The sequence below is a fragment of the Klebsiella terrigena genome, assembly GCF_012029655.1.
In the GTDB taxonomy this organism is placed as follows: Bacteria; Pseudomonadota; Gammaproteobacteria; order Enterobacterales; family Enterobacteriaceae; genus Klebsiella; species Klebsiella terrigena.
Genome location: NZ_CP050508.1, coordinates 3,202,742 through 3,223,998, shown reverse-complemented (window position 1 = coordinate 3,223,998; position 21,257 = coordinate 3,202,742). Strand labels below are relative to the sequence as shown.

The window sequence follows — 21,257 nt, the reverse complement described above, 5'->3', positions numbered from 1 at the left end:
GGTGGCGATGAGAAAACGACTATTAACGGCCGGCCTGGCGCTGGCACTCTTTAGCACCTCGGCGATGGCCCTGACGCTCAGCGAAGCGCGGGAGCAGGGACGAGTTGGCGAAACGCAGAGCGGCTATCTTGCCCCGCTGCGCCAGGACCGGGAAACGCTGGATCTGGTGAAGCAGATCAACGCCGCGCGCAGCGAAGGCTATCAGCGGCTGGCGGATGATAACAATCTGCCGGTTGATGAGGTGGCGAAAATGGCCGGTCAGAAGCTGGTGACGCGGGCGCAGCCGGGTGAATACGTCCAGGGCCTGAACGGCAAATGGCTGCGTAAGTAATCAACGGCAGCGCTTGCGGTACTCTCCCGGTGAAACGCCGAAGCGCTGCTTAAAGGCGGTCGAGAAGTGGCTGTGGTCGCTAAAGCCCCAGCTGTAGCCGATCCCCGCCAGCTTTTCATCATCGTGGGCGTTGCTCAGCGCCCGCGCGCACAGATCCAGACGGCGGTTCTTAATATACTGGGCCACCACCAGCCCCTTATCGGCGAACAGCCGGTAGAGGCTGCGCACCGACATCCCCGTTTCACCGGCCAGCCACTCCGGGCGCAGATGTTCCGCCTGAATCGACTCATCAATCAAAGCCATAATTTTCTGAAACTGCTTCTCACGACGCGACGGCTGGGCGTCGTGATGGTGCAGCATCGGGCGTAGCAGGCAGACGATGGCCTCCAGCGCGGCCTCGCTCTCGCTCTGCGAAAGCGCCGGGCTGCTCATGCTTTCGTGCAGCAGGCGTTGGCTCAGCTGCACCATCGGCAGGGACTTGCCCAGGCGGGTGGCGATGCTGATTTCGCTCCCGCGCAGCTGCTGCTCCAGCAGCTGGCGGGGCAGCAGCAGCGACGCCTGGCGCGAGGTTTGCTGCCAGAAGATAGAGCAGGGGCGGGAGGCATCGATCAGCGTGATATCGCCGGCTTCCAGCACTACCTGACGATCGTCCTGCTCAATGGCCGCCTGGCCGGAGAGCTGGAATACGGTATAAAACCAGGCATCGTTATCGCGCCTGATTTCGTTGCGGGTGCGGTACAGGTTGACGCCGCGCGCGGTGACGGTGCTGACCTTGAGATTGCCGGCATAGCTGGCGTCAATCTCCCCGTGAAAATCGCTGTCCAGCGGACGTGCGGCAAAGTTTCCGCAGACCTGATTGATTTTCGCCAACCAGCGCTGGTAGTCCTGTCCGTTATCTGCCGCCGCCATAGCTCGTCTCTTGTAATAATAATGTTTTCGCATTGTTGCATTTACGCTGCGCCAAACAAGAGCGAAGCGCGGAGTATATGAAAGAACTATTACCTGAGGCACATTTTTGCCCGCGCAATATGCCTAATTGCGGCGGCTGTCACAGCGGCAAAAACGAATGTCACAGAGAAAAAAGCGCGAAGCCTGAGCGCGTCGTAGACTGAATTCACGATCCGTAAGGAATAAGGAAGCGATATGTCCACAGCACAGGTAGCGCTGCTTGCCAGCGTACAGCAGTTTTTAGACAGACAGCATGGCGTGTATATCGATGGCGCCCAGCAGGCGGCGCAGAGCGAAAAGCGGCTGACCGTCTGGAACCCGGCGACCGGGGAGGCGATAGCCAGCACGGCGGACGCCGGCGCCGCGGACGTCGACCGCGCCGTGATGTCGGCGTGGCGCGCGTTTGTCTCCCGCAGCTGGGCCGGCCGCACGCCGGCCGATCGGGAACGTATTCTGCTGCGCTTTGCCGACCTGGTTGAGCAGCACGGCGAGGAGCTGGCGCAGCTGGAGACCCTCGAGCAGGGCAAATCGATTAATATCTCCCGCGCCTTTGAAGTCGGCTGTACGCTGAACTGGATGCGCTACACCGCCGGGTTGGCCACCAAAATCAGCGGCCGCACGCTGGACGTGTCGATTCCGTTCCCGCAGGGCGCGCGTTACCAGGCATGGACCCGCAAGGAGCCGGTCGGCGTGGTGGCGGGGATCGTACCGTGGAACTTCCCGCTGATGATCGGCATGTGGAAGGTGATGCCGGCGCTGGCGGCGGGCTGCTCCATCGTGATTAAGCCCTCGGAGACCACGCCGCTGACCCTGCTGCGCGTGGCGGAGCTGGCGAGCGAAGCCGGCGTGCCTGACGGCGTATTTAACGTGGTCACCGGCAGCGGCGCGGAGTGTGGGGCGGCGTTAACCTCGCATCCGCAGGTGGCAAAGGTGAGCTTTACCGGCTCGACGGCAACCGGCAAACAGATTGCCCGCGTGGCCGCCGACCGGCTGACCCGCGTGACCCTTGAGCTGGGCGGCAAAAACCCGGCGATTGTGCTGAAAGACGCCAACCCGGAGTGGGTCATTGAAGGGCTAATGACCGGCAGCTTCCTCAATCAGGGGCAGGTGTGCGCCGCCAGCTCGCGGATCTATATCGAAGCGCCGCTGTTCGATACCCTGGTGAGCGGCTTTGAGCAGGCGGTGAAGTCGCTGCAGGTCGGCCCAGGCATGCAGGAATCAACCCACATTAACCCGGTCGTTTCCCGGGCGCACTGCGACAAGGTCGCCGCCTATCTCGATCAGGCGCGGCAGCAGAACGCCGAGCTGATTACCGGCAGCAGCGGGCCGGACGGCAAGGGCTACTACATTGCGCCGACGCTGGTGATTAACCCCGATGCCGGGCTGCGGCTCAGCAGAGAGGAGGTCTTTGGCCCGGTAGTGAACCTGGTGCGCGTTGCCGATGGCGAAGAGGCGCTGCGTCTCGCCAACGACAGCGACTTTGGCCTGACGGCCAGCGTCTGGACCGGCGATTTGAGCCAGGCGCTGAGCTACACCGAGCGCCTGCAGGCGGGCACGGTTTGGGTCAACAGCCATACGCTTATCGACGCCAACCTGCCGTTTGGCGGCATGAAGCAGTCCGGTACCGGGCGCGACTTCGGCCCGGACTGGCTGGACGACTGGTGTGAAACCAAATCGGTCTGCGTGCGCTATTAACCGCTGACCCGGCGCCTGAGGTTCGGCCGCTTACCTGGCCGCGAATTTCGGGCGCCGCATGGCGCAACGCTTCCCTCCGATCTACTTCTTTTCCGATGCCCCTGCTCGATAAACGTCTGCTATTTTTAATTTGTCAAACACCCCTCTCTTAATGCGGCCTGTCGATGAGGTTCATATGAACTTACTGGTCTTTTGTGACGGTACCTGGAACACCCCCCAGCAGCTTGATGATGGCAAACCCGCGCCGACGAACGTGGTCAAACTGCGCAACGCCGTGGCGGAAAATAGCGGCCAGCGCGTCTATTATCACCCCGGCGTCGGCACCGACGGCGGGGTTGTCGATCGTTATATTGGCGGTGGTATAGGCGACGGTCTGGATAAAAATATTATTAGCGCCTATTACTGGCTCGCCACCAACTATCGACCCGGCGATAAAATATGGTTATTTGGCTTTAGCCGCGGGGCTTATACGGTGAGAAGCCTTGGCGGAATGATCTCGCGCTGCGGTTTATTAAATGCCGGCGGAGCCGGAACCGGCGACGATAAAGTTTGGGAGGACATCAACGCGCTGTTCAGCCTTTACCGCCAGCCGGCGGCCAGCGCGCCGGCGGTGATAGCCAGCGTCGGGCGGCCTTTCTATGAGGTCGCCACGGGAAATCCCACCAAAGAGAGCGTGCCTGTCTATTTTATTGGCGTCTGGGAAACCGTGGGGTCGCTGGGGATCCCTGACGACCTGGCCTTAGCCAACCTGCTGGACGACCCGCAAAAGTACGCGTTCCACGATACCTCCTTGAGCCCGATCGTCAAAAACGCCCGCCACGCGCTGGCGCTGGACGAGCAGCGGCAAAGCTTTATCCCGACGCTGTGGGATAACGTGGCGGCAAACCCGCGGGTGAAGCAGCGCTGGTTCGTCGGCGTGCACTCCGACGTTGGCGGCGGCTACGCGCAGTGCGGCCTATCGGATATCCCCCTGCGGTGGATGATGTCCGAAGCGCGCGATCTCGGCCTTGAGCTGCATCCGGATATCGCTACCCAGCTCAAGCCCGATCCCCAGGCTCTGCTGCACGACTCGGTGACCGGGGTGTTTAAGCTGCTGCACACCTGCCCGCGCGGGGTGCCGCAGATTGTGGCGGGCAGCGCCGACGTTGATAACAGCGTCCTGCAGCGTCAAAGCCAGCCGTCGCTGCTCCACGGCGGCTACCGACGCCTCAGGGCGCTGACGCCAGCGCATCCGGTAACGTTCGACGTCTTTTCTCGTGAGCGCTGGAACGAAACCGGGGTTTGGCTGGAGGCGGGCGTCGAGTATCGGTTCAGCGCCTCGGGAAAATGGATGGACAGCTCGATTCCCTGCGATGCCGACGGCACCGATGACGGGAAGTTTTACCCCGGCGAGGCGGCGCAGATTCTGGCTTCCGTGGCCGATAAGCTGGAGATGCTGTGGAAGGGGGCGACCAAAAACCAGGACGTCGATTTTTGGCTGAGCAGGCGGGTTGGCACGGCGCCGTGGTTCGCGCTGATCGGCGTGGTCGCCAACGGCGCCGGCGCCGCTCCCGCCGTCCCTCAGCAGCTGCATCAGATCTTCGTCATTGGCAGCGGATGCCGCTTTACGCCGGCCAGGAGCGGCTATCTATATGCTTATGCCAACGACGCCTGGCAGATGTACGATAACAATCGCGGCAGCGTCGCCCTGACCGTCAGCCGCTAAACCGACCGCGGGCCGCCAATAAGCGTTTTCCGACCGGCAGGGCTTGCCGAAAGCGATGATTTATCGCTACTGTTTGTTTTCCTTCCCGCCGCCAGGGTGGGAACTGACTCAACAGGAGGCGATCGTCATGTCGAAAGAACCTGCAGTTGCGCTGATAGGCCCCGGCGCCATCGGTACCACCATCGCGGCAGCGCTGCACGAGGTCGGTCGTACGCCGACGGTCTGCGGGCGTACCGCTCATCCGCAGCTATCGCTGCGCTTTGACGGCGGACAGATCACCGTTCCCGGTCCGGTACTGACCGATCCCGCGACCGTTACGCGCCCGTTCGACCTGGTTTTCGTGGCGGTGAAGGCGACGCAAATTGACGGCATTAGCGCATGGCTGACGGCGCTGTGCGATAAAAATACCCTGGTTTGCGTGCTGCAAAACGGCGTTGAGCAGCAGGAGCAGTTTGCCGCCAGAGTTGCGGGCGCCACGGTGCTGCCTGCGGTGGTGTGGTTCCCGGCGCTGCGGGAAGCTGACGCCTCCGTCTGGCTGCGCGCGGCCCCGAGGCTGACGATACCCGACACCGCGCAGGCCAAACGGGTGCAGGACGCGCTGCGCGGGACCCGCTGCGCCGTGGATCTGGCCGATGATTTCACGACCGTTGCGTGGCGCAAGCTGCTGCAGAATGCCGTCGCCGGCCTGATGGTGCTGGCGGGGCGTCGCGCCGGCATGTTTGCCCGGGAGGATATTACCGCCGTGGCCTTAGCCTATTTGCGCGAGTGCCTGAGCGTCGCGCGCGCCGAGGGCGCAAAACTGAGCGATAGCGTGCCGCAGGAGATCGTTGAAGTCTTTCACCGCGCGCCCGCCGATCTGAGCACCTCCATTCTTATCGACCGCGAGGCCGGGCTGCCGCTGGAGTGGGATATTCGCAACGGCGTGGTGCAGCGACGCGCTCGCCGGCACGGTATCCCGACGCCGATGAGCGATCTTATCGTACCGCTGCTGGCCGCCGCCAGCGACGGGCCGGGCTGATAAATACCCGGCCGCCTCAGCGGTCGGCTAACGATACGGTTCATATAAAATAGATTATATATTCCATAAAATGGATAATTTCATTTATATGTGCACGCCAACTAAGGTGAACGCCTCTCTCTTACTGGAGGCGTTTATGCCACTCGTTATCTATATCTTTACCATTAGCGCGTTCGCGCTGGGGTTGGCTGAATTTGTGCCAATTGGCCTGACGAACGTGATGGCCCACGGTCTGGGCGTCAGCGTCGAACAGAGCGGCGGGGCGGTAACGACCTATGCGCTGGGCGCGACCGTTGCCGCGCCAATACTCACCGCGCTCACGGCGTCCTGGAGCCGAAAAAACGTTATGCTGGCGACCGCCGTGGTATTTACGCTCGGCAGCGTGGTTGCCGCCTTTGCCGGGAATCTCGCGTGGTTGCTGAGCGCACGGTTCGTGGCGGGACTCGGGCATGGTCTCTTTCTTGCCGTGGCGTCCAGCACCGCCGCGCGTTTAGCAGGGCCACAAAAAGCGGGAGGGGCGGTGGCCGTGGTTTTCGGTGGCTTTACGCTGGCGATGGCGATAGGCGTACCGCTGAGTACCGTTCTGGCTGAGCACGTGTCGTGGCGTTACGTTATGGCGGCAATCGGTCTCTTCGGCGCAATCGGCTTCTTCGGCCTGTTGTTCGGCATGAAGAATCCGCTTGCTACGGCCAAAAACGATCGGGGAGCGACGGTTTTCGCGAGCCTTGCGGCGCTGGTGAACCCGGCTCTGCTATCGGGCGCGCTGGTCACCGCGCTGGCCTACGGCGGCTCGTTTACGGCCTACACCTATATTGCCCCGGTGCTGACCTCTCTTACCGGCGTCACAACGGCGACGATTAGCCTGTTTATGCTGATTTACGGCGTGATGGCGGCGTTAGGCAATATCCTCGGCGGCAAAATGACCGATACGCTGGGGGTTAATCGGGCTTCGGGGGGTATTGTGCTGGGGATCGTTATTGTGACCGCAGGAGTCTGGCTGTTCAGCTCATCGCCGTGGATAATGGGTGTGCTGATTGCGCTGCTCGGCATGCTCACGTTCGCCGCCGTTCCGGCGCTGCAGGCAAGGCTGATCGGCGTGGCGCAGCTGCATGCGCCGCATGCGCACGGGGTGGCCGCCGGGCTGAACATTGCCGGCTTTAATTCAGGAATTGCGCTTGGCTCCGTATTAGGCGGTGTGACCATTGCCTGCGTCGGAATTAGCTATGTGGGGATAGCCGGAGCGATGTTGTCGCTGTTGGGATTAGGCCTGCTGCTGTGGCAAATTAGCCGTCGCCGCCTTGGCGGTTCAGCCAGGGATGCGGTAGCCTGAAGGCCCGATAGTCTGAGAGCAAATCTGTATGAGCCACCTGACCCACCTGAGGACATTTCTTGAAGCATACCGCAGCGGCTCCTTTTCACGCGCCGCCGAGGCGTTGGGAATAACCCAGCCCGCGGCTTCACAGCACATACAGGCGCTGGAATCTCTGGTCGGCAAACCGCTTTTTGTTCGCCAGGCACGGGGAGTGGTGGCGACGGCTGCGGCCGAGGAGCTGGCACGCTCGGTGGCGCCCTTTATTGATGGCATAGAGGCCAAAATTGCCGGCTATCGTCCACAGGCTGATGCTGGTGGTACGGTCTTTTTTGTCGGCTCTTCGGACTTTGTCTACTATCGCTTTTCATCTACCCTGTCCCGCTTGATTCAGGCGGGGTATCAGGTGCGTTTTACCATTGGCGACAGGTCGCGAATTTACGCGATGCTGGAGGATGAAAGCGTCGATTTTGCGATCACCGCCAGCATCCCCGATGAGAAAAACTATCGCTATTTTCTGCTGCACAGCGAAAGAATGCTGCTGGTTCACAGCCCGGCGTTAAGCGAGCAGATTGGCCGTAACCCGACGGCGCAAGCGCTGAGCCAGCTGCCGTTAATCGCCTTTGATGAAGAGCTGCCGTTGATAAGAACGCTATGGCATCAGATGTTTCAGACGCAACCGTCGGTTCAGGCCGCGTTAACGGTGGCAGATATGCGAATTATTCGCCAGATGGTGATTGAGGGGCAGGGCTGGAGCGTCTTGCCGGACTATCACTGCGCAGAGGCGTTAGCGCAAGGACGGCTGGTTTCGCCAACGCCGCCGGAGGTTTCACCCGGCAGCCATCTCTACCTCGTCTGGCATCGCAGAAAAGAGAACCCGCGCCTGAATCGCATTAAGGATCTGATTGCCGCTGATTTTGTCGTCCCCGCTCGCCACACTCTTGACGGGTAGGCCAGCGCGCAAACTCGGCTATCATCCTGCTTTTATCGTGCGGTGCTGAATATGCTCAACCACGCCATCTGCTCCCACCGTTACGGGCCGCCGCATCATCCGGCGCCAGCTTGCTGGACGTCGGCGAGTGGCGGGCTGCGTTTAGCGACATCTCGGCGGGTTGCCCGCAAATAAAGCGGGGGATGTGCCGCCGGCGGCTTGATCTCTGTAAAGAGTGGGCTGCCAAGGTTCAGTCATGGAACAGCGGCGGAGCCTGATAATAAAAAACGCCGCCGGAGAGGGCTCCGGCGGCGTTAGCTCGTCTTGCTTCAGCAGGGCAGCGGCTACTTCTTCTTCTCCCCCAGGGTTGGGGTTTCATCGAAGAAGTTCCACGGCTTCAGCAGCGCGTGGGCCCATTCGGTAGGCATAATCGGCCACTCTTCGGCGCGCGCCACGTGGGTGGTGCCGGTGGTTATCCACACCACGTCATCGTGGTTGTCCAGCGACTCGTTATCTTTTGCGTACTGACCAAGGCCGGTATCGTGAATCGAACGGTTCGGATATTTGCCTTCCGGGTAGCGCTCTTCCTGATGATGGCGGGTGACCCACAGCTGCTTATCCATAAAGCTCAGGCGGTGATAGATCCACTCATCGGGGGCAAACTTGGCGCCGGTTGCCACCGGATGCGTCCCGCCGGCGTAAGGGATTATCTGGTACGACACCGGGTTACCCATCCGGTTTTCTTTCGTGGTGTTGCTCAGCAGGCGGATGGTACCCGGGTCAAATTTCTGCGCCGCTTTCTGTTCCGTATCGATGGCGTACTGGTTAATCTGCATGGTGCTGGTACGCGGGCCGCCGGCGGTATTCGGCTTCACTTCCGGGTCCATCGCCACCAGGCTGTTGTTCTCGCCGTCAACGTCGAGATCGAGGCGGAAGTTGTAGATATGCTGATGGGTGGTGCCGACGATGTTATGGTCGATCAGCGTCCCGTAGCGGGTATCTTCTTTGGCGCTCGGATCGTGCATGGTCTTCGCCAACACGCCCTTCACCGCCTCAATGCCGGTGGCGCCGGCGTCGATGCCGATGGTGCCGTTCTCGTGGAAGACCCAGTCAAAGATGTAGTCGTAGTTGCCGACGGTGCTTATCCAGCGCACCACCAGCTCGCGACGCTCGGTGCTGACGTTGGGCTGGCCCATCTCCTGATGCTTGTACTCCGGCCCGGCATAGCGTTCAAAGATCGCCACGGCGCGCGGAATGGTGGTCGGCGTGCCGGTGTAGTCGGCGATGGTTTCATCCAGCAGCACCGAGTTGGCCGGCGCGTCCTTGCCGCGCACGATAGGTGAGGTCAGGGTGCCCATGCCGTAGTCGCCGGAGTCGAGATAGGCCTTAAAGTACCAGCCGACGTCCGGATCGCCGTACGGCACAATCATCCCGCCGAGGGAGCCTTCGTACATCACCTGGCGCTTTTTACCGTTGTCGTTGTAGGTCACGGTGGACAAAATCGGCCCGACGCGCGAGTTCAGGCGCAGGTGGAAATCCCAGTTCTGCCAGTGGATCATATCGCCGGTGATGGTGTAGTTTTTGCCCTCCGGCTCGGTGATATCCAGCGGCTTCACCGCCGGCTTCACGCGGTCGCGGCCGTCGTAAGGGCGGGACTCCATCGGCACCGGGATCACCGGACCTTCCTCAATCTTGATGATTTTCTTCTGCTCGAGATCGACCACCGCCACCAGGTTCTCAATCGGGTGCGCCCAGTAGTTGCCGTCGCCGGTATCCAGATAGCTCACTACCTTCAGCAGTCGCGCGTCCTGCTTCAGGCCATCTTTGCCGTCAAAGTAGCCGACGGTCAGCGGGGTGGTGATCACCTTTTTGGTATCGGTGATGCCGTGCTTTTTCAGCACCGCGGCAAACTCATCGCTGGCGTTGATGATGTTTTGCACGCTGACGAAATCGTCGATCAGCACCATGCCGTGGGCGTCTTTGATCGCTTTCCAGGAGAGGATCTTCTTGTTCTGTAAATCGACCACGCTTTCGATAACGTGCTTACCGTCGAGCATCACCACGTCGGCGGTACGCGGCGCGTCCACGGCGGTACCGTTCAGCGCAAAGGCCCACACCGCCGCCTTATCCGGCTCGTGGAGGGAGATTTCAGTGAAGCGCGTATTCGCCCGGAACTCCGGCGCCGCTTTGACGATGGTGACCGCTTCGCTAATTTCCGCCGAGGTTAAGGAGTTGAGCGGGTGGGGGCGCTTTTCAACCTGGAAGGTTTGATCGAGGCCGGACTGGAACACGTCGTTGATAAAGGTCTCGGAAACCCAGGCTTTACCCTCTTTCATCACCACCGGAACCTGCAGGTTCAGCGGCTTGCCGTTGACGATGGCCGTTTTGGCGCCGGGCTTCACTTTGACATAGGCGCCGTCTTTGATCAGCGTAAACATCTGGGCATAGTCGTCCCACTGCACGTCGGCGCCAAACTCCTGCAGCGTCTTGTCCATCGGGACCATATGCGCTTCGCTACCGTGCGCCAGTACCGGCGTCTGCCAGGCGCAAAACAGGGCGACAGCCAGGGCCAAAGCCGTCTTACGCGGGGAAAGGATCGAGCCGTTTGCCATTGTGACCTCGTCTTATTGTTGTGTTGTGCCTTGCCGCTGCGAAAGTCGGCTTCAGTAGCACTAAGCTATCAGCGCCGGGCCATCAGGCGTTTGTTTGCTCTTGCCAGGTTGTTTGTCAGATTTGCCAGTTATGCCCCGGAAGGACGTTGCGGCTATGTTCCGGGGCGATGGGAAGGGCGTTTTGCCGTCAGGCCGGGAAGTCGCCGTGCTGGCGGGCAACGAGGGTCAGAATGGAGTAGAGCGCCACCGGCTGCTGGTGCTGGTTAAATATCTCTACCGCCCACTCGACGACGCCGGTGGCTTTCTCTTCCGCCGTGCGCTGGCGTTTGACCGTTTTACGCTTGCAGGTCAGGCGTACCTGGATAGTGTCTCCCGGCTTCACCGGCTCGATAAAGCGCAGATTTTCCATGCCGTAGTTGGCGATAACCGGCCCGACGCCGGCATCGACGAACAGCCCGGCGGCCGCGGAGATCAGGAAGTAACCGTGCACCACCCGTTCGCCGAAAATCGACTCGGCGGCGGCAATCTTATCCATGTGGGCGTAGAAGTGGTCGCCGCTCAGGCAGGCAAAATTGACGATATCCGCCTCGGTCAGCGTGCGGCGCGGCGTCAGCAGGCTGTCGCCGGGCTGGATCTCTTCGAAATATTTGCGGAATGGGTGAACGCGGTCTTCGGCCACCTGCGCGCCGCGAACCCACTGTCTGGAGATGGCGGCCAGCATGGTCGGGCTGCCCTGAACCGCCGTGCGCTGCATATAGTGCTTCACCGACCGCAGGCCGCCGAGCTCTTCGCCGCCTCCGGCGCGTCCCGGGCCGCCGTGAACCAGCTGCGGCAGCGGAGAGCCGTGGCCGGTAGACTCGGCGGACGACTCTTCGTTGAGGATCTGAATACGCCCGTGGCAGCGAGCGGCGCCGAGAATAAACGATCGTGCCAGCTCGCCGCTGGCGGTGACCAGCGTCCCCACCAGGCTGCCTTCGCCCGCCCGGGCGAGGGTCAGCGCATGCTCGCGGTTTTGGTACGGCATCAGGGTCGCTACCGGGCCGAAGGCTTCGATGGCGTGCACCGCCGGGGTTTCATCCGGCTGCGGGCAGAACAGCAGCGTTGGCGGGAAAAAGGCCCCGGCGGCGCTGAGGTCCGCCCGGCCGCCGAGGCGGATTTCACAGCCGGCCGCAATCAGCTTATTGACGTTCTCCTGCACGTCCCGGCGCTGGTCGCTATTCACCAGCGCGCCCATTTTGACCCCTTCCTGCGCCGGATCGCCCACCACCACCTTCTCCAGCCGGGCGATCAGCGCCTCGCTCACCGCGCTGACCTGCGCCTGCGGCACGATAATCCGGCGGATTGCGGTACATTTCTGCCCGGCTTTCGCGGTCATTTCGCGCACCACTTCGCGAATAAACAGCGCGAACTCCGGCTGCTCTGGCGTGACGTCATCCCCCAGCACGCAGCAGTTCAGCGAGTCGGCTTCCATGGTGAAGGGGATGGATTTCGCCACCAGGTTCGGGTGCACGCGCAGCTGCTGGCCGGTGGCTGCGGAGCCGGTGAAGGTCACCACGTCCTGGCTATCGAGATGCTCGAGCAGATCCCCCGCGCCGCCGCAAATCAGGCTGAGGGCGCCTTCCGGCACCAGGCCGCTGTCAACGATGGATTGCACCATCGCCTGGGTCAGTTGGGCGGTGGCGGTAGCCGGCTTGACGATCGCCGGCATCCCGGCCAGCCAGGTTGGCGCCAGCTTCTCCAGCATCCCCCAGCAGGGGAAGTTGAAGGCGTTGATATGCACCGCCACGCCGGACTTTGAGGTCAGCACGTGGCGGGCGGCGAAGCCTCCCTGTTTTGACAGCGGGACCGGCTCATCTTCCGGCCACAGATTATCGTCCGGCAGCTCCCGGCTGCCCAGTCCCGCATAGGTAAACAGCGTGCCGATGCCGCCTTCGATATCGACCCAGCTATCGGCGCGGGTCGCCCCGGTTTGCGCCGAAATGGCATAGAAGTCGGCCTTGTGCTCCAGCAGGTGTTTGGCCACCGCCTTGAGCATCGCGCTGCGCTCAATAAAGGTCATGGCCTGCAGCGCTTTGCCGCCGCGCTCGATGGCAAAGCGGCGCGCCTGCGCCATATCCAGCCCTTCGCTGGTGACTTCCCATAGCGCTTCGCCGCTGATGGCGTGGTGAATAGTACGGGTGCGGCCCCGGCCGGTCTGCCAGGCGCCGGATAAGTAGCTGGCTAACTGCTGCATCGCGAATCTCCAGATGTGTTACGTGAAATATCTATAAATAGTTATTTTATGAATCATTAAATGCAAGCCTATATTTAATAATTTATTAACATTGTGATCGATGATGTCGTGAGTTCGTGCCGTATGCTGTTGTATTTACGCTGTTAGTGGAATGTTTTGCGGCGATCGTCACAAAAAAGACAAACAAAATTTGTGGTTTTATTTAACCAGAGTGTAACTTTTATAAAACAAAGTGATTCACAAAAATTGATTTGTTGAATTTACAGGAATCATAAAGGTGATGACGTGACAGAAGAACAACGCTTTGACCAGCGCATCGCGCAGGATACGGCCATCGAACCGCAGGACTGGATGCCCGACGCCTACCGCCAGACGCTGATCCGCCAGATTGGCCAGCATGCGCACTCGGAAATTGTCGGCATGCTGCCGGAAGGGAACTGGATCACCCGCGCCCCGACGCTGCGCCGCAAGGCGATCCTGCTGGCTAAAGTGCAGGATGAGGCCGGCCACGGCCTCTATCTGTACAGCGCGGCGGAAACCCTCGGCTGCGCCCGGGAAGATCTCTATCAGAAGATGCTCGACGGGCGGATGAAGTACTCCTCTATTTTTAACTACCCGACGCTGAGCTGGGCGGATATCGGCGTGATCGGCTGGCTGGTGGACGGCGCCGCCATCGTCAACCAGGTCGCCCTGTGCCGCACCTCCTACGGCCCGTACGCCAGGGCGATGGTCAAAATCTGCAAGGAAGAGAGCTTCCACCAGCGCCAGGGATTTGAAGCCTGCATGGTGCTGGCCCAGGGCAGCGACGAACAGCGGCGGATGCTGCAGGACGCGATCGACCGCTTCTGGTGGCCGGCGCTGATGATGTTTGGCCCCAGCGATGACAGCTCGCCCAACAGCGCGCGCAGCATGGCGTGGAAGATCAAGCTGCACTCCAACGATGAGCTGCGCCAGCGCTTTGTCGACAACACCGTGCCGCAGGTCGAGCTGCTCGGAATGACCGTCCCGGACGCCGAGCTGCGCTTCGACGAGGCCAGCGGCCGCTACCGTTTCGGCGAGATTGACTGGCAGGAGCTGAACGAGGTCATTAGCGGCCGCGGGATCTGCAACCACGAACGGCTGGCCGCCAAGCGTAAAGCCTGGGAAGAGGGGGCATGGGTGCGGGAAGCCGCGCTGGCCCACGCGCAAAAACAACACTCCCGCGACGCGGCGTAAGGAGCACCACCATGAGCAACGTTTACTGGCCGTTATATGAGGTTTTTGTCCGCAGCAAACAGGGACTTTCGCACCGCCACGTCGGCAGCCTGCACGCCGCCGACGACCAGATGGCGCTGGAAAACGCCCGCGATGTCTACACCCGCCGCAGCGAAGGCTGCTCGCTGTGGGTGGTCAAGGCCAGCGAAATTATCGCTTCGCAGCCGGAAGAGCGCGGCGAATTCTTTGACCCGGCGGAGAGCAAAATCTACCGCCATCCTACTTTCTACAGCGTGCCGGACGGCATGGAACATATGTGAGGCAGCGATGAATAACCTGAATCCCGTTGCAACCTATGCCCTGCGTCTGGGCGATAACGGCCTGGTGCTGGCCCAGCGCCTGGGGGCGTGGTGCGGCCACGCGCCGGAGCTGGAGATTGACCTGGCGCTGGCCAATATCGGCCTCGACCTGCTCGGGCAGGCGCGTAACTTCCTTACCTACGCGGCGGAGCTGGCGGGAAGCGGGGACGAAGACACTCTCGCCTTTGGCCGCGACGAGCGCCAGTTTCACAACCTGCTGCTGGTGGAGCAGCCGAACGGCAGCTTCGCCGACACCCTCGTCCGCCAGTTCTTTATTGACGCCTGGCACGTGGCGCTGTTCACCCGCCTGGTAGAGAGTCGCGATGCGCAAATTGCCGCGATCGCCGCCAAGGGGCTGAAGGAGGTGCGCTACCACCTGCGCTTTAGCCGCGGCTGGCTCGAACGTCTGGGCAACGGCACGCCGCTCTCCGCGCAAAAAATGCAGCAGGCGGTCGATGGCCTGTGGCGCTTTACCGGCGAGCTGTTTATGGCCGACGCGCTGGAGCTGAGCCTGGTCGAGCAGGGAATTGCCGTCGACCCGCGCGAGCTTCAGGGGGCGTGGCAGAACACGGTGCATACCGCGCTGCTGGAGTCGGGTCTGCAGATCCCGCAGGAAGCGGCGTTTCGCAGCGGCGGCAAGCAGGGTTTGCACAGCGAACACCTCGGACCGATGCTCGCGGAGATGCAGTATCTGCAGCGCGCCTATCCCGGCCAGCAGTGGTAGCAGGAGGTAGCTATGCAACGACTGACCGCGATCGCCCCCGCCGACGTGCACGCTATCTGGGCCCTGCTCAGCGAGATCCCCGACCCGGAAGTGCCGGTGCTGACCATTACCGACCTCGGGATGGTGCGCAGCGTGGCGCCGCGCGGCGAGGGCTGGGTGATTGGCTTTACGCCGACCTACTCTGGCTGCCCGGCAACGGAGCATCTGCTGGGCGAGATCCGCGCGGCGATGGCCCGCCACGGCTACACGCCGGTGCATATTGTCCTGCAGCTTGACCCGCCGTGGACCACCGACTGGATGAATCAGGCGGCCCGCGAGCGCCTGCGCCAGTACGGGATCAGCCCGCCGCAGGGGCACGCCTGCCACGCCGATATGCCGCAGGAGGTGGTTTGCCCGCGCTGCGGCAGCGTCCACACCTCGCTGATTAGCGAATTCGGTTCCACGGCCTGCAAAGCGCTCTACCGCTGCGACAGCTGCCGCGAACCCTTTGATTACTTTAAATGTATTTGAGGTTGCCATGACGACGTTTCATTCGCTTACCGTCGCGAGAGTGGAGCCGGAAACCCGCGATGCGGTGACCATTACCTTTGCGATCCCCGACGCGCTGCAGACCGAGTACGCCTTCCGTCCCGGCCAGCATCTGACCGTGAAAGCCCGCCTCGGCGGGGAAGAGCTGCGGCGCTGCTACTCCATCTGCCGCAGCCGCTCCCCGGCCGAAATCAGCGTGGCGGTAAAGGCCATCGACGGCGGCCGCTTCTCCCGCTATGCGCAGAACGATATCCACCAGGGCATGGCCCTGGAGGTGATGGTTCCGCAGGGCCATTTTGGCTACCGGCCGCAGGCCGAACGGCGCGGCGAATACCTGGCGATTGCCGCCGGCTCCGGCATAACGCCGATGATGGCGATTATTGGCGCCACGCTCGCCACCGAAGCGCAAAGCCGCTTCACCCTGATCTACGGCAACCGCAGCAGCCACAGCATGATGTTTCGCCAGGCGCTGGCGGACCTGAAAGACCGCTATCCGCAGCGGCTGCAGGTGGTGCACCTGTTTAGCCAGGAGTCGATGGACAGCGACCTGCTGCAGGGGCGCATCGACGGCGATAAGCTGCGCGCGCTCTCCGGCCGGCTGCTGGACTTCAGCCGCTTCGACGAGGCCTTTATCTGCGGCCCGGCGGCGATGATGGATGACGCGGAAGCCGCGCTGTGGGAGCTGGGAATGGCGGCGAACAGCATTCATCTTGAACGTTTTAATACCCCAGGCAGCAGCGTTAAGCGCGCCACCGGGGTGCAGGCCGAGGGACGAACCGTGACCATTCGTCAGGACGGCCGTGACCGGCTGGTGGCCCTCAGCGCGGAGGATGACAGCATTCTCGACGCGGCGCTGCGTCAGGGGGCGGATCTGCCGTTCGCCTGTAAAGGCGGCGTCTGCGCCACCTGCAAATGCAAGGTGCTGCGCGGGGAAGTGGCGATGGCGGCAAACTACAGCCTCGAAGCGGAGGAGCTGGCGGCCGGATACGTGCTCAGCTGCCAGGCGCTGCCGACCAGCGGCGACGTGGTGGTGGATTTTGACGCCAGGGGGATGGCATGAGCGAACTGCTGATGAGCCGCCACGAGCGGGTGCTGCATCTGACCCTCAACCGGCCGCAGGCGCGCAATGCGCTCAATAATGCGCTGCTGACGCTGCTTGCCGAGGCGCTGGAAGCCGCGGCGGCCGATCCGGGCGTGAGCGCCTGCGTGATTAGCGGCGGCCAGCGCTTCTTTGCCGCCGGCGCCGACTTGAACGAAATGGCGGAAAAAGATCTTCCGGCCACGTTCGATGATCTTCGCCCCCGCCTGTGGGCGCGAATTGACGCCTTCCCGAAACCGCTGATTGCGGCAGTAAACGGCTACGCCCTCGGCGCGGGCTGCGAGCTGGCGCTGCTCTGCGACCTGGTGGTCGCGGGGGATAACGCCCGCTTCGGGGTGCCGGAAATCACCCTCGGCATGATGCCCGGCGCGGGCGGCACCCAGCGGCTGATCCGCTGCGTCGGCAAGGCGCTGGCCAGCCGCATGGTGCTGAGCGGCGAAGCCATCGACGCCCGGCGAGCGCAGCAGGCCGGGCTGGTGAGCGATATCTATCCGCCGGCCTTAACCGATGAATATGCCCTCAGGCTGGCCGCCACCGTAGCCCGCCACTCGCCGCTGGCGCTGCGGGCGGCGAAGCAGGCGCTGCGCCAGTCGCAGGAGGTGGGGCTGCAGGCCGGGCTCCAGCAGGAGCGCCAGCTGTTTACGCTGCTCAGCGCGACGGAAGATCGGCGCGAAGGCATCGACGCCTTTTTACAAAAACGTACCCCGCAATTTAAAGGACGCTAATGGTGGAAGCTTTTATTCTCAGCACCGTAGAACAGGGCGTGATGACGATTACCCTTAACCGTCCGGATCGCCTGAACAGCTTTAATGACCTGATGCATCAGCAGCTCGCCGAGTCTCTGACCCAGGCCGAGCGCGACGACAGCGTGCGCTGCCTGCTGATCACCGGTGCCGGACGCGGATTTTGCGCCGGCCAGGATCTTAACGATCGCAACGTTGACCCTAGCGGCCCGGCGCCGGATCTGGGGCTGTCGGTGGAGCGTTTCTATAACCCGCTGGTGCGCCGCCTGGCGGCGCTGCCTAAGCCGGTGATTGCGGCGGTTAACGGCGTGGCGGCCGGGGCCGGGGTAACGCTGGCGCTGGGCTGCGACATGGTGCTCGCCGCGCGATCCGCCAGCTTCGTGATGGCCTTCAGCAGGCTCGGGCTGGTGCCCGACTGCGGCGGCAGCTGGTTCCTGCCGCGGGTTGCCGGACGCGCCAGGGCGATGGGGCTGGCGCTGCTGGGCGAGAAGCTCAGCGCCGAACAGGCCGCCCAGTGGGGGATGATCTGGCAGCTGGTGGAAGACGCCGAGCTGGCGGACACCAGCCTGCAGCTGGCCCGCCATCTGGCGGCGCAGCCGACCTTTGGTCTCGGCCTGATTAAGCAAGCCCTGCTGGCCGCGGAAACCAACGGCCTTGATGCCCAGCTTGACCTGGAACGCGACTACCAGCGCATGGCCGGACGCAGCGCCGACTACCGCGAAGGCGTAAGCGCTTTCCTCGCCAAACGTCCTCCACAGTTCAGCGGGAAATAGCCTATGAGCACAACACTGCATCTCGTCGCCGTGATAGGCGGCGGCACCATGGGCTCAGGGATTGCGGAAGTTGCCGCCGGTGCCGGACATCAGGTGCTGCTTTACGATATCGCCGCCGATGCGCTAACCCGCGCGGTGGACGGTATTCGCCAGCGGCTGGCCTCGCGCGTCGCGCGCGGCAGGCTGACCGCAGAGCAGGCCGAGGCGCTGCTGGCCCGTATCGTGCCGACGACGGAGCTGGCCGCGCTGGCACCGGCGCAGCTGGTGATTGAAGCGGCTTCCGAACGTCCTGAGGTCAAAAAAGCGCTGTTCAGCCAGCTGGCGGAGATCTGCTCGCCCTCCGCGCTGCTCACCAGCAACACCTCCTCGATTTCGATTACCGCGATTGCCGCCGACGTTAAGCACCCGGAGCGCGTTGCCGGGCTGCACTTCTTTAATCCGGCGCCGGTAATGAAGCTGGTGGAAGTGGTCAGCGGCCTGGCCACCTCGCCGGAGGTGGTCGAACAGCTGTGCCGATGCGTCACCGCGTGGGGCAAGCAGCCGGTACGCTGCCGCTCAACGCCGGGGTTTATCGTCAATCGCGTCGCGCGGCCGTTCTACGCCGAAGCCTGGCGCGCGCTGGAGGAGCAGGTCGCTCCCGCGCAGGTCATTGACGCGGCGCTGCGCGACGGCGGCGGTTTCCCGATGGGGCCGCTGGCGCTGACCGATTTGATCGGCCAGGACGTCAACTTCGCGGTGACCTGTTCGGTGTTCAACGCCTTCTGGCAGGACCGGCGCTTCCTTCCCTCATTGCTGCAGCAGGAGCTGGCGCTGGCCGGGCGTCTGGGCAAAAAGAGCGGGCAGGGCGTCTACCGCTGGCCGCTGGATGCCCAAACGGAACTGACCCTCAGCGCGGTGCCCAACCCGGCAGGCGCGTTGAAAATTCGCCGTAAAAGTGACGCCGTCACTGAGCTTGACGAACTGCTGCTGATGGAGACCGAAGGCCAAACCGCCGAGGCTCTGAGCGTCCAGTACGGCCGTCCGGTAGTGGTCTATGACCACAGCGCCGGGGAGACGGTGGTGCTGGCGAGCGCGGAGTCTAATCCGCAGTCGGCCACCGATAAAGCGGTGCACTATTTTCAGCAGCAGGGCAAAAAAGTACTGCAGATTGCCGACTATCCGGGGCTGCTGGTGTGGCGCACGGTGGCGATGCTGGTAAATGAAGCGCTGGATGCGGTGCAGAAAGGGGTGGCCGAGCCGGCGGATATCGACACCGCGATGCGCCTCGGGGTGAACTATCCGCACGGTCCGCTGGCGTGGGGCGCCCGACTGGGCTGGAACCGCGTGCTGCACCTGCTGGAAAACCTCCAGCAGCACTACGGCGAGGAGCGCTATCGCCCCTGTTCGCTACTGCGCCAGAAGGCGCTGCTGGAGATGCATCATGAACGATAAGGCCTGGCGCAACGCGCGCGCGATGTACGAACTCGATACCTGCGCCCAAACGCTGGGGATCGACATTATTGAGATGGACGAAGGCTACGCGCAGATGACCATGACCGTCGCGCCGAACATGCTTAACGGCCATCAAACCTGCCACGGTGGGCAGCTCTTTTCCCTCGCCGACACCGCCTTTGCCTACGCCTGCAACAGCCAGGGGCTGGCGGCGGTAGCCTCGGCGGCGAGCATAGACTTTCTGCGCCCGGCCTTCGCCGGCGACCGGCTGGTCGCCACCGCGCGGGTCAGGCAGCAGGGCAAACTGACCGGCGTCTACGACATCGACATCGTTAACCAACAACAGAAAATTGTCGCCCTGTTTCGCGGTAAATCGCACCGCATCGGCGGCACAATCACAGGAGAAGTTTGATGCGCGACGCCTTTATTTGTGACGGCATTCGTACGCCGATCGGCCGTTACGGCGGGGCACTCGCCAGCGTGCGGGCCGACGATTTGGCCGCCATTCCGCTGCGCGAGCTGCTGAGCCGCAACCCGCGCCTCGATCCCGGCTGCATTGACGACGTGATTTTCGGCTGCGCCAACCAGGCCGGAGAAGATAACCGCAACGTGGCGCATATGGCGACGCTGCTGGCGGGCTATCCGCAGAGCGTCTCCGGTACCACCATCAACCGCCTGTGCGGCTCCGGACTGGACGCAATTGGCTTTGCCGCCCGCGCCATCAGGGCCGGGGACGCCGACCTGATGATTGCCGGCGGGGTCGAGTCGATGTCGCGGGCACCGTTTGTGATGGGCAAGGCCAGCGCGCCTTACCAGCGTCAGGCGGAGCTGTTTGATACCACCATCGGCTGGCGTTTTGTGAACCCGCTCATGCAGCAGCAATTTGGCACTGACAGCATGCCGGAAACGGCGGAGAATGTAGCCGAGTTGTTAAATATTAGCCGCGCCGATCAGGACGCCTTCGCCCTGCGCAGCCAGCAGCTGACGGCGAAAGCCCAGCGTAACGGCATCCTGGCGCAGGAGATCGTACCGGTACAGATTATCGGCAAGAAAGGGGCGGTCAGCGCCGTTCGCGAGGACGAACATCCGCGGGCGGAGACCACCCTGGAGCAGCTTTCACAGCTAAAAACCCCGTTCCGCAAGGGCGGCGTGGTCACCGCCGGAAACGCCTCCGGAGTTAACGACGGCGCCGCGGCGCTGATTATCGCCAGCGAACAGCAGGCGCTGGCCCAGGGGCTGACGCCGCGGGCGCGCATCGTGGCGATGGCCACGGCGGGGGTTGAACCACGGCTGATGGGGCTCGGGCCGGTGCCCGCCGTGCGCAAGGTGCTGGAGCGCGCGGGGCTGAATATTAACGATATGGACGTCATTGAACTGAACGAAGCCTTCGCCGCCCAGGCGCTGGGGGTGCTCAGACAGCTGGGCGTGGCGGACGATGCCGCGCACGTTAACCCCAACGGCGGCGCCATCGCTCTCGGCCACCCGCTGGGAATGAGCGGTGCCCGGCTGGCGCTGAGCGCGAGCCTGGAGCTGCAGCGCCGCGGCGGGCGCTACGCCCTGTGTACGATGTGTATTGGCGTGGGTCAGGGCATTGCCATGATCCTCGAGCGAGTGTGAGCTAATT

At 62.7% G+C, this 21,257-nt stretch carries 19 protein-coding genes; 16 read left to right on the top strand and 3 right to left on the bottom strand.

Going from position 1 to position 21,257, the window contains the following annotated elements; translation table 11 throughout:
- Positions 1–7 precede the first annotated feature (7 nt).
- Positions 8–331, top strand: coding sequence for a YdbL family probable chaperone protein (locus HCK03_RS15155; protein ID WP_041147600.1), 324 nt, complete (start codon positions 8–10; stop codon positions 329–331).
- Here the strand turns inward: HCK03_RS15155 and feaR are convergent, their stop codons facing one another.
- Positions 332–1,240, bottom strand: a complete 909-nt coding sequence (gene feaR, locus HCK03_RS15150; protein ID WP_041145257.1) for a transcriptional regulator FeaR — start codon at positions 1,238–1,240, stop codon at positions 332–334.
- 234 nt (positions 1,241–1,474) lie between these two features.
- Between feaR and HCK03_RS15145 the strand changes: the two genes are divergently transcribed.
- From HCK03_RS15145 to HCK03_RS15125, 5 genes are all read left to right on the top strand, one after another.
- A complete protein-coding gene (locus tag HCK03_RS15145) occupies positions 1,475–2,974 on the top strand; it encodes an aldehyde dehydrogenase family protein (protein WP_167691839.1) in 1,500 nt (499 codons plus the stop codon).
- Between the two features lie 175 nt (positions 2,975–3,149).
- Positions 3,150–4,679, top strand: a complete 1,530-nt coding sequence (locus tag HCK03_RS15140) for a DUF2235 domain-containing protein (protein ID WP_134525749.1) — start codon at positions 3,150–3,152, stop codon at positions 4,677–4,679.
- Between the two features lie 127 nt (positions 4,680–4,806).
- On the top strand, positions 4,807–5,697 hold the full coding sequence (locus HCK03_RS15135) for an oxidoreductase (RefSeq protein ID WP_167691838.1): 891 nt from the start codon (positions 4,807–4,809) through the stop codon (positions 5,695–5,697).
- Between the two features lie 136 nt (positions 5,698–5,833).
- A complete protein-coding gene (locus HCK03_RS15130) occupies positions 5,834–7,027 on the top strand; it encodes an MFS transporter (protein WP_167691837.1) in 1,194 nt (397 codons plus the stop codon).
- 28 nt (positions 7,028–7,055) lie between these two features.
- Positions 7,056–7,958 carry a LysR family transcriptional regulator gene (locus tag HCK03_RS15125; RefSeq protein ID WP_115192925.1) on the top strand — a complete coding sequence of 301 codons (903 nt, stop codon included), beginning with the start codon at positions 7,056–7,058 and terminating at the stop codon, positions 7,956–7,958.
- A gap of 323 nt (positions 7,959–8,281) precedes the next feature.
- Here the strand turns inward: HCK03_RS15125 and tynA are convergent, their stop codons facing one another.
- Both tynA and paaZ read right to left on the bottom strand, forming a co-directional pair.
- Entirely contained in the window at positions 8,282–10,549 is a 2,268-nt protein-coding gene (tynA, locus tag HCK03_RS15120) for a primary-amine oxidase (protein WP_167691836.1), read from the bottom strand.
- 187 nt (positions 10,550–10,736) lie between these two features.
- Complete coding sequence (gene paaZ / locus HCK03_RS15115; RefSeq protein ID WP_167691835.1) at positions 10,737–12,782, bottom strand: phenylacetic acid degradation bifunctional protein PaaZ; 2,046 nt, start codon at positions 12,780–12,782, stop codon at positions 10,737–10,739.
- A gap of 285 nt (positions 12,783–13,067) precedes the next feature.
- On the opposite strand from paaZ, the gene paaA reads away from it, so the two are divergent.
- Genes paaA through pcaF form a run of 10 tightly spaced genes read left to right on the top strand, consistent with a single transcriptional unit; the run spans position 13,068 to position 21,250 of the window.
- Positions 13,068–13,997: a 1,2-phenylacetyl-CoA epoxidase subunit PaaA gene (gene paaA, locus HCK03_RS15110; protein WP_041145264.1), complete on the top strand. Its 930-nt coding sequence runs from the start codon at positions 13,068–13,070 to the stop codon at positions 13,995–13,997.
- A gap of 11 nt (positions 13,998–14,008) precedes the next feature.
- The gene (paaB, locus tag HCK03_RS15105) at positions 14,009–14,296 is read left to right on the top strand and encodes a 1,2-phenylacetyl-CoA epoxidase subunit PaaB (protein WP_041145265.1); all 288 of its coding nucleotides are present in this window, start codon (positions 14,009–14,011) and stop codon (positions 14,294–14,296) included.
- Positions 14,297–14,303: 7 nt separating this feature from the next.
- On the top strand, positions 14,304–15,059 hold the full coding sequence (gene paaC, locus HCK03_RS15100; protein ID WP_041145266.1) for a 1,2-phenylacetyl-CoA epoxidase subunit PaaC: 756 nt from the start codon (positions 14,304–14,306) through the stop codon (positions 15,057–15,059).
- 12 nt (positions 15,060–15,071) lie between these two features.
- Entirely contained in the window at positions 15,072–15,569 is a 498-nt protein-coding gene (gene paaD, locus HCK03_RS15095; protein ID WP_076945451.1) for a 1,2-phenylacetyl-CoA epoxidase subunit PaaD, read from the top strand.
- 7 nt (positions 15,570–15,576) lie between these two features.
- Positions 15,577–16,647, top strand: coding sequence for a 1,2-phenylacetyl-CoA epoxidase subunit PaaE (gene paaE, locus HCK03_RS15090; RefSeq protein ID WP_167691834.1), 1,071 nt, complete (start codon positions 15,577–15,579; stop codon positions 16,645–16,647).
- A complete protein-coding gene (gene paaF / locus HCK03_RS15085; RefSeq protein WP_115192920.1) occupies positions 16,644–17,411 on the top strand; it encodes a 2,3-dehydroadipyl-CoA hydratase PaaF in 768 nt (255 codons plus the stop codon). Before paaE ends, paaF begins: the two co-directional genes overlap by 4 nt.
- A 2-nt stretch (positions 17,412–17,413) precedes the next feature.
- On the top strand, positions 17,414–18,202 hold the full coding sequence (gene paaG, locus HCK03_RS15080) for a 2-(1,2-epoxy-1,2-dihydrophenyl)acetyl-CoA isomerase PaaG (protein WP_167691833.1): 789 nt from the start codon (positions 17,414–17,416) through the stop codon (positions 18,200–18,202).
- A gap of 3 nt (positions 18,203–18,205) precedes the next feature.
- Positions 18,206–19,633, top strand: a complete 1,428-nt coding sequence (gene paaH, locus HCK03_RS15075; RefSeq protein ID WP_167691832.1) for a 3-hydroxyacyl-CoA dehydrogenase PaaH — start codon at positions 18,206–18,208, stop codon at positions 19,631–19,633.
- Complete coding sequence (gene paaI, locus HCK03_RS15070; protein ID WP_041145271.1) at positions 19,623–20,045, top strand: hydroxyphenylacetyl-CoA thioesterase PaaI; 423 nt, start codon at positions 19,623–19,625, stop codon at positions 20,043–20,045. Before paaH ends, paaI begins: the two co-directional genes overlap by 11 nt.
- Entirely contained in the window at positions 20,045–21,250 is a 1,206-nt protein-coding gene (pcaF, locus tag HCK03_RS15065) for a 3-oxoadipyl-CoA thiolase (protein ID WP_041145272.1), read from the top strand. The genes paaI and pcaF overlap by 1 nt, the downstream gene beginning before the upstream one ends.
- Positions 21,251–21,257: the final 7 nt, after the last annotated feature.

Bases quoted from the DNA above. Each gene is read 5' to 3' on its own strand.
- paaH (WP_167691832.1), top strand. From the start codon at position 18,206: ATGAGCACAACACTGCATCTCGTCGCCGTGATAGGCGGCGGCACCATG.
- paaD (WP_076945451.1), top strand. From the start codon at position 15,072: ATGCAACGACTGACCGCGATCGCCCCCGCCGACGTGCACGCTATCTGG.
- HCK03_RS15130 (WP_167691837.1), top strand. From the start codon at position 5,834: ATGCCACTCGTTATCTATATCTTTACCATTAGCGCGTTCGCGCTGGGG.
- pcaF (WP_041145272.1), top strand. From the start codon at position 20,045: ATGCGCGACGCCTTTATTTGTGACGGCATTCGTACGCCGATCGGCCGT.
- tynA (WP_167691836.1), bottom strand. From the start codon at position 10,549: ATGGCAAACGGCTCGATCCTTTCCCCGCGTAAGACGGCTTTGGCCCTG.
- paaB (WP_041145265.1), top strand. From the start codon at position 14,009: ATGAGCAACGTTTACTGGCCGTTATATGAGGTTTTTGTCCGCAGCAAA.
- paaC (WP_041145266.1), top strand. From the start codon at position 14,304: ATGAATAACCTGAATCCCGTTGCAACCTATGCCCTGCGTCTGGGCGAT.
- paaZ (WP_167691835.1), bottom strand. From the start codon at position 12,782: ATGCAGCAGTTAGCCAGCTACTTATCCGGCGCCTGGCAGACCGGCCGG.
- HCK03_RS15155 (WP_041147600.1), top strand. From the start codon at position 8: ATGAGAAAACGACTATTAACGGCCGGCCTGGCGCTGGCACTCTTTAGC.
- paaE (WP_167691834.1), top strand. From the start codon at position 15,577: ATGACGACGTTTCATTCGCTTACCGTCGCGAGAGTGGAGCCGGAAACC.
- HCK03_RS15140 (WP_134525749.1), top strand. From the start codon at position 3,150: ATGAACTTACTGGTCTTTTGTGACGGTACCTGGAACACCCCCCAGCAG.
- HCK03_RS15135 (WP_167691838.1), top strand. From the start codon at position 4,807: ATGTCGAAAGAACCTGCAGTTGCGCTGATAGGCCCCGGCGCCATCGGT.
- HCK03_RS15145 (WP_167691839.1), top strand. From the start codon at position 1,475: ATGTCCACAGCACAGGTAGCGCTGCTTGCCAGCGTACAGCAGTTTTTA.
- HCK03_RS15125 (WP_115192925.1), top strand. From the start codon at position 7,056: ATGAGCCACCTGACCCACCTGAGGACATTTCTTGAAGCATACCGCAGC.
- paaF (WP_115192920.1), top strand. From the start codon at position 16,644: ATGAGCGAACTGCTGATGAGCCGCCACGAGCGGGTGCTGCATCTGACC.
- feaR (WP_041145257.1), bottom strand. From the start codon at position 1,240: ATGGCGGCGGCAGATAACGGACAGGACTACCAGCGCTGGTTGGCGAAA.
- paaI (WP_041145271.1), top strand. From the start codon at position 19,623: ATGAACGATAAGGCCTGGCGCAACGCGCGCGCGATGTACGAACTCGAT.